A 1,668-nucleotide genomic window follows, 5' to 3' on the forward strand; every position below is an offset into this window, starting at 1 on the left:
CCTCCCGCGGCAACCGCACCGGCCGCACCGCCCCCGGCACCGGCGGATCCGCCCGCGCCCGCGGTCGGCTCCGAACGCGTCCTGCCGCCGCCGACGGCGAAGATCCCGCCGCATCCGGCCACGCGGGCCCAGCTCTACCAGCCGCAACCGGCCGAAACCGGTGACGCCGAGGGACACTCGGAACCGGCGGACGACGCGGCTGCCACGGAAGAGCATCCGGCCCACCATGCCGCGGCGGAACCGCCGCCCGGTGAGCGCAGCAGCATCGAGCAGTGGATGTCGGATCTGCGTTCGGCGCGGCGGCGCCCCAAGCCGGACGAGGATGCCAAGCATCGCGGCGGTGAGGGACGTCAGGTGAGCGTCAACGAACTGCTCCGCCGCCAGGATCGCGACTGATCCGCCCGAACCGAAGACGACGAACGCCCGGCCGAATCCTCGGCCGGGCGTTCGTCATTCAGGGTGTCACGCGGTCGGCGCCTCCAGGTCGGACCCGCGGTTCTCCAGATCCGCGTAGGCCCGCGCGTAGCGGGTGCCCGCCACCAGCAGCAGCACACCGACCACGAGGAAGGCCGCGGCGCGCACCAACCCGTCGAGGGTGGCCAGATCGAACAGGAACAGTTTGGCCAGGGCGGCCGCGGTGACCAGCAGTCCGGCCGCGAGCGCGACCTTGGCCCGCTGCGGGGTACGGGCCAGGCGGCGCAGGCCGTAGAGCAGGGCGGCGGTCGCGGCGGCCATCCAGACCACCGTCGCGATCCCGTGCCCGGCGCGGAAGCCGTCCGGGTTGCCGGTGGCGACACCGAGGGACACCGTCAGCGCGGTCACCGCGTACAGACCGGCGATACCGGCGAACACCGACAGCGTGGTGGCCTCGGATTCCCCGTCCAGCAGGCCGAGGCGACGCGCGGCCCAGCCCGCCACCAGCAGCACCGCCAGCAGCGTCAGGGCCGACAGGGCGGTCGAAATACCCAGGTGCGCTTCGGCTTCGGCCTGGCCGGCGAGGGTCGCCGGATCGGCGCGGTAGCCGAAGACGAGTGCGCCGAGCACCCCGTAACCCGCACCGATGCCCGCCGCGATCCGCGACCGCTGCTGACCGGCCACCGCCAGGAAGCCCATGGCGACCACGCACAGGGCCACCGGCAGGGTCTGCACCCGCGAGACCCCGAGGCACGCCTCCAGCAGCGCGAACGCGCCCGCCAGCGCCGAGACGACGGCCAGATGCGCCGGAATCCGCAGGGCGGCACCCAGTTTCGGCAGCCACGGCAGCACGGCGACGAGCAGCAGCACGGCGGCGAACGAGGCGGACACCAGGACGGATCCCATTCGGCCGAACATGATCGGCGCGGCCAGCATCGGCAGTGTCGCCGCGGCGAAGCTCAGGCTCGCGGTGACTTCCCCGGCGCGCTGCCGCCCGCAGAGGATCGCGCCCGCCAGCCCCGCGACCGCGATGACGATCGCCGCGGCCAGCACCTCGAAACGATCCGAAGCCGCGGTGGCGTCGCTGCCCAGCCCCAGTGCCGAAGCGGTCGCCGCGACCAGGGTCGCCAGCACCGCCGGGACCGTGCGCACCACGTGCAGCCACGGCCAGTCACGCACCAATTGCACGGGGAGGGCGGCGATCTGCAACACGATCAGGAAGCCGATCAGCACCAGGTCGGTGGTCACGGCCGG

Annotated in this window: 1 protein-coding gene and 1 pseudogene; one reads left to right on the forward strand and one right to left on the reverse strand. The window is 73.6% G+C overall.

Features of this window, described 5'->3' with window-relative positions; translation table 11 throughout:
* Positions 1 to 396 (forward strand): annotated as a pseudogene (locus ACWELQ_RS45300) (MMPL family transporter); the annotation flags it as partial.
* Between the two features lie 66 nt (positions 397 to 462).
* On the opposite strand, the gene ACWELQ_RS45305 reads toward ACWELQ_RS45300, so the two are convergent.
* The coding region (locus ACWELQ_RS45305; RefSeq protein ID WP_452403127.1) for a DUF2339 domain-containing protein at positions 463 to 1,668 on the reverse strand (1,206 nt) is incomplete at its 5' end.

This window comes from Nocardia sp. NPDC004722 (assembly GCF_053601505.1).